Raw genomic sequence first — 6,295 nt, 5'->3', positions numbered from 1 at the left:
CGTTGGTCAGGTAAAACAAGGAACTGCGATCCTGTAGGTGATGTTTACATTAACAAACCCTCAGAAGAAGAAGCAAAACTAGCTGCATAATCACAGTCAATCATTGCAACTATCTTGACAGCGACCGGTATGTCTAGATATCTAATATTAGTAGTCTTAAAGTTCGCTACGTTTCGACGTTCTAATTACATAATAAGGAGCACAACAATATGAAGGCTTTTTTTAGTAAGCTATCTCAGGCAATAATGTTGCCGATAGCTTTATTACCTGCAGCAGGTATTATGCTGGGCATTGGTGGTAGTTTCACCAATGAAACAATGATCAACGCATACCAAATTGACATACTGCAAAATGGTACCTGGTTAAATAGCTTCTTGCAGATTATGACTGCGGCTGGTGGTATCGTTTTTGCCAACCTACCCGTTATGTTTGCTTTAGCTATTGCAGTTGGCTTTGCAAAAGCTGAAAAAGGAGCTGCAGCGATTGCTGCATTAATCTCATTTCTAGTCATGAACGTTGCGATTGCTAAAACACTTGTTGTGGGTGGTTTAGTTAAAGGTGGTGCCGTTGTTCTTTTTGGTAATGCATATGATGGCCTATTAACCAGTACACTTGGTATTGGTGGGACACTAAGTATGGGGGTATTCGGTGGTATCATTGCGGGTGCGCTTACTGTTGTTCTACATAATAAATATCATGATGTCGTATTGCCAGACTACCTCGGGTTCTTTGGTGGTGCTCGTTTTGTACCTATTGTAAGTGCATTCTCAGCACTATTCTATGGCATTGCTTTAACGTTTATCTGGCCATTTATCGGTGCGGTATTCGGTTGGATTGGCGTAACGCTTGGTGATATGGCAGCATCTGGAAATGGTTATATTGCTTCTTTCATTTTCGGAATTATTGAACGTTCATTGATTCCAGCTGGACTTCACCACGTTTTCTATTTACCGCTATGGCAGACTGATATTGGTGGCACTGCAGAAATCGCAGGAAAAATGGTTCAGGGTACACAGAATATCTTCTTTGCATCACTAGGTAGCGGTGACTTCTCTCAATTCACTTCTACCAACTTTATGTCTGGTAAATTCCCGTTTATGATGTTTGGTCTACCTGCAGCGGCTTACGCAATGTATACGCTTGCCGATGATAAAAATAAAAAAGCAGCCGGAGGTTTACTATTCTCAATCGCATTAACCGCATTTTTAACCGGTATTACAGAACCTATCGAATTTACGTTCCTATTTTTAGCGCCAGCCCTTTATTATGCTATTCATGTACCGCTTGCCGGTCTTAGCTTTATGCTAATGGATCTTTTGAACGTTAAAGTTGGGATGACTTTCAGTGGTGGATTTATCGATTTTAGTCTATTTGGTATCCTTCCTGGGGTGACAGGAGTTGATAATAACTGGTTCTATATCCCGATTGTTGGTGTCGTTTATGCGTTTATTTACTTCTTTGCTTTCCGTTGGTTTATCGTTAAATACGATATTAGAACCCCTGGCCGCAAAGGTAGTGACGTTGCAGTTGTCTCTAAAAAAGATTTTAATGATGCAAAATCAAAATCTGGTAGTAGTGACATGGCAATGGCTGATGCAATGATTGAAGCGCTAGGTGGCAAAGATAATGTGATCGATGTTGATGCCTGTATTACACGTCTACGCATCACAGTAAAAGACGGTTCACTTGTAAAAGATAATCACTATTGGACAACTAAACTAGGTGCAAAAGGCTTAGTTAAAGTAGGAAATACAGGTATTCAAGCTGTCTATGGTGCACAAGCAGCAGGATATAAAACACAAATTAACACTCGTTTAGGAAAGTAATGAATATTGGTTTCAAATATCGCAGGATAGGCTCATTTCTGATTGATTTAGCGATTGTCAGAATGTTTGCTCAAATAGGCATCGGTATTTATTTGGGTATTGTCGCTTATTTGAGTAAAGGGGCTGGATTGTCCCTTTCTCCTGAAAGTTGGATGGCATTACCAATATTATTGCTATTGTCTGTCGTCGTGTTATTGGTGTTTATTGGTATATATATTGGTTATCATTGGCTCTGTTATAAGCTATTGGGGAATTCATTATCAAGGTATTTTCTCCATTTAAAAGTGGTTTCTACCGATAGCAGGGAGATGACTAATCGTCGTTATCTGAAAAGAGAACTTGAAAAAATCGTATTGTGCATTGCTACTGTTGGAATCTATATGTTTTACAGTGGTGCACAGTTCGTTGCTTTTGGGTATCTTCCTTATCATGATAAACGTAATAAGACTAAAGTTGTTGAATACTAATCAGCACGGTTAATATACTGCGAATAAATAAAACCCTTTATTTTTGTAATACCGTTCACTTAGGTGAACGGTATTACTTTTTAACTAAATACCGATTTTCAATTATCAAATATATTTTAGATTAAGATCATAAGTGCATAACTTGAATAGATAGAAAAGCCGTTCAGTTGAATATATGTCAATCTATTTTTCGTAAGCATCCGCCAAACTTCACCTGTTTGAGGAATAAACCATCGCATTTTTATGAATAAATTTTTTAAATATTGTTGGTTATTTCTGAGTAAAATATAAATCCCCTTTTTTATATAGGACTTGTCTCTGCTTTACCCCCAAGTTAGCGTAGTATTCTCTTAAACATTAATTATCTTATTAAACCTTTGTTTATAAAATTAATTTTGTTATATCAATGTAATAATAAATCTATTGAAACCCTCTACATTATTACGTTACGTAAAACAAAAATGGAGAGAAGAATAATGGAAAAAATTTCTGAATTTGTGGAACTGATTAATGGCTTTGTTTGGGGTGTCCCCATGTTAGTTCTTCTTTTAGGGGTGGGCATGTTTTTAACCATTGGTTTGAAGTTTATGCCGATATTAAATATAGGCAGTGCATTTAAACTGATGTGGAGTGGCCGAGAAGCAAGTGGCAAAGGGGAAATCTCATCCTTTCAAGCATTAATGACTGCATTATCTTCAACTGTTGGAACGGGAAATATTGCAGGTGTCGCGACGGCCATATTTATTGGTGGCCCGGGAGCCTTATTTTGGATGTGGATGACAGCGTTACTGGGAATGGCAACTAAATTTGCGGAGGCTGTCTTGGCGGTTCACTTCCGTGAAAAGGATGAAAATGGTGCGTATGTAGGGGGCCCTATGTACTATATCAAAAATGGGATGGGTAAAAATTGGGCTTGGCTAGGTACCTTATTTGCAGTTTTTGGTACGGTTGCTTGCTTTGGTATTGGTAATGCAGTTCAGTCAAATTCTATCGCGCAAGTATTAGAATCAAATTTTTCATATTCCCCCCTTGTTGTTGGTTTAGTCGTTATGGTTATAGCTGGCGGCGTTATTCTTGGTGGCTTAAAACGAGTGGGTAAGTTTGCGGGCGCACTGGTTCCGGTTATGGCTCTCGGTTATGTCACTTGCGGTGTGGTTATTTTGTTGATGAATGTTAGCGAAATTGTTCCCGCTCTGACAACGATTATTGAACAGGCTTTTTCACCCACTTCTGCACAAGGTGGATTTGCTGGGGCCACGGTGTGGATGGCGATTCGTTTTGGTGTCTCTCGAGGTGTTTTTGCAAATGAAGCGGGGCTTGGCTCAGCGCCAATCGCTCATGCTAGTGCGCAAACTAACAGCCCAGTTCGCCAAGGTTTGATTGCGATGTTGGGCACGTTTATTGATACATTAGTTCTCTGTAGCATTACCGGTTTAATCATTATTATTTCAGGCAATTGGACGGACGGTGCGTCGGGTGCTGCGCTTACCTCCTCTGCATTTGATCAGGTTATACCGGGTGTAGGTGGTTATTTTGTGGCAATAAGCTTAGCTATATTTGCCTTTACCACCATTGTTGGCTGGTCTGTTTATGGTGAGCGTTGCGCAGAGTATCTATTTGGCCCAAAATCGGTGCTGCCATTTCGCTTGCTATTTATTCTTGCCTTACCCGTGGGGGCGATTATGGATCTAGATTTTGTCTGGTTACTCGGTGATACGCTAAATGCGATGATGGCAATACCTAACTTAATTGCCTTGGCTGTGTTAAGCCCTATTGTATTTACGTTAAGTAAAAAATACTTTAGTAGTAAAGAGTCTTAGTTGCAGCCCCCCCTAATGAAATCACCCTTCTATCTTTTAGTAATGCTGTTTTGCATGCTAGAAGGTAGTTTATTATGACTCAATCTCGTCAATCACAAGTTTCGTTATCGGATACCAGTATTACTACCAACCCCTCTAAATTAAGTTTTCCTGATTACGTACATGTCTTAACCCTGATTGGAAGGGATTAATAGTTGCAACTGCTTAATGTTTTAACTCCATGAAGTTACAGGAATTTTAAATTCTTCATATAGCTGAGCTTTGTGGGTAATCAGGTAAATTTTTATCATTAGAAATTAAATCATCTTTATGATCGTTTTGGTTTATTAATAATGAAAAGAGTATTATGTTGTATTTACAAACACTTGGTTGTCTAGTTTTTTGCTAAAAGAAAAAGCAGCAAAAACAGCACCAACTGACTCGCCGGCGAGTAAGGCGTTAGATTTCAGAATGGAGAAGTAGATGCAGATAGCTAAAAGCGCTTTGGTTACAGGTGGAAATAAAGGTATTGGTTTAGAAGTTACTCGACAGCTTGTAAATTTAGGCTATAAAGTTTTTGTGGTCGCAAGAACTTTTGATGATTCTAAAATCCTAAATTCTAAGAATGTAGTCAAAAAGAGTTTCGACTTAACAAAAGTTGAGCTAATTCCTGAATTAATATCAGAGCTGGGAGAAATTGATATATTGGTTAACAATGCAGGTGTAATGCATTCAATTCCGTTTGATAACTATCCCCAAGATAAAGTAGATGAAATGTTAAAACTAAACATTGAAGCTCCTATTGCATTAATTCGCGAAATATCAAAAAGCATGGTCAAAAAAGGCTCAGGTAGAATTGTAAATAATGCTTCGATTGCGGGAGAAATTGGTCATCCAGACGTTTGGTATGGCGTTACAAAAGCAGGCCTCATTAATGCAACGAAGAGTTTTGCTAAAATTTTAGGGGCTAAAGGTATTGTCATTAATGTAGTTGCCCCAGGGCCTGTTGAAACTGATATGCTTAATGTCATTCCAGAAGAACGGAAAAATGCAATTAAAAGTGCTGTTTACACTGGCCGATTTGCTAAACCAGAAGAAGTGGCAAAAGCCATCGTTTGGTTGGCAACAGAATGTCCAGAATATATAAATGGAACATGTATTGATATTAATAATGGTGCTTACCCTCGGTGATTAGCCCATCAAATATAACAAATAAGGATAGGTGTCTCGCAGCCAACACTTAAAGAAAATTGCGATCACCCATTACTTTTGACTAATAAAATTCCCCTTCTATCTTTTAGTAATGCAGTTTTGCATGCTAGGAGGTAGTTTATTATGTCTCAATCTCGTCAATCGCAAGTTTCGTTATCGGATAGAAGTATGACTACCAAACTCCCTCTAAATTTAATCAATACCTTAGTCAAAATATAATAATTTATTGAATCTCAACTACAGAAATGAAATAACCATGCAATCATTAAAAGAGTCTGTAGATAAATTTCTTAATTTTAACGAATATAAAGTACTAGATAATTTAGGAAGTGTAAGAAAATCGATTGCCGATGATAAAGCCAAAGCTGAATATCAAACTTTCAATAAAACTCAAAAAATCAACTCTGACTTTGATAAGTTATTGAAGCTAGCAAAGAAAAAATAACGATGTAAAGGTTATAAAAGTTGATTAAGCAATTACCATGACCTATTTACAATGTAACTTCCCAAATTACTAGTTTGGGAAGTTGCTAAGTCTTGTGTCGTAAGGTCCCCCTTAAAATAACCAAGGTGAAGTTTCTTTTTTATGGTTTTTACAGTGAAATGAGTAGTTGGCCTTATAAATGACTAATACACTCACATCATTTATCTATACAAGCGTTCAGCATCCAGTTGGTATTATTTTGTACATAAATTTATAATGAGATTCATACGACTTCTAACTTCAATCGGATAATTAAATGATAAAAGAACCTAGGCTAACGGACGAACAGATCATCGAAGCGATACCTAAAAAGAAAGGTTACAGTCTAGGGGATGCAAATGGACTCTCAATTTTAATTAAACCAAACGGTTCAAAGCTTTGTAAACGATCAACTAACCCCATCTAACAATGCTTTAAAATAACTGTCACGATTTCTTTTTATCTTCAAAGAGATCATGTTATGAAAATTGCACCACTTACCCAAATACAACAAGATTGGCTTCATCA

Annotated in this window: 5 protein-coding genes; all 5 read left to right on the top strand. The window is 37.6% G+C overall.

Annotated elements, in window-relative coordinates:
• Positions 1–209 precede the first annotated feature (209 nt).
• Positions 210–1,826 carry a PTS transporter subunit EIIC gene (locus KSO91_RS15505; RefSeq protein WP_238743937.1) on the top strand — a complete coding sequence of 539 codons (1,617 nt, stop codon included), beginning with the start codon at positions 210–212 and terminating at the stop codon, positions 1,824–1,826.
• Positions 1,826–2,293, top strand: coding sequence for an RDD family protein (locus KSO91_RS15500; protein ID WP_238743936.1), 468 nt, complete (start codon positions 1,826–1,828; stop codon positions 2,291–2,293). Before KSO91_RS15505 ends, KSO91_RS15500 begins: the two co-directional genes overlap by 1 nt.
• 476 nt (positions 2,294–2,769) lie before the next feature.
• The gene (locus KSO91_RS15495; RefSeq protein ID WP_238743935.1) at positions 2,770–4,113 is read left to right on the top strand and encodes an alanine/glycine:cation symporter family protein; all 1,344 of its coding nucleotides are present in this window, start codon (positions 2,770–2,772) and stop codon (positions 4,111–4,113) included.
• A gap of 462 nt (positions 4,114–4,575) precedes the next feature.
• Entirely contained in the window at positions 4,576–5,283 is a 708-nt protein-coding gene (locus KSO91_RS15490) for an SDR family NAD(P)-dependent oxidoreductase (RefSeq protein WP_238743934.1), read from the top strand.
• 247 nt (positions 5,284–5,530) lie between these two features.
• Positions 5,531–5,749 (top strand): RhuM family protein, encoded by a 219-nt coding sequence (rhuM, locus tag KSO91_RS15485; protein ID WP_275114024.1) that lies wholly within the window; start codon positions 5,531–5,533, stop codon positions 5,747–5,749.
• Positions 5,750–6,295: the final 546 nt, after the last annotated feature.

The sequence above is a fragment of the Psychromonas antarctica genome (assembly GCF_022267535.1).
GTDB classification, from domain to species: domain Bacteria; phylum Pseudomonadota; class Gammaproteobacteria; order Enterobacterales; family Psychromonadaceae; genus Psychromonas; species Psychromonas antarctica.
This window is presented reverse-complemented; position numbering and strand designations above follow the sequence as displayed.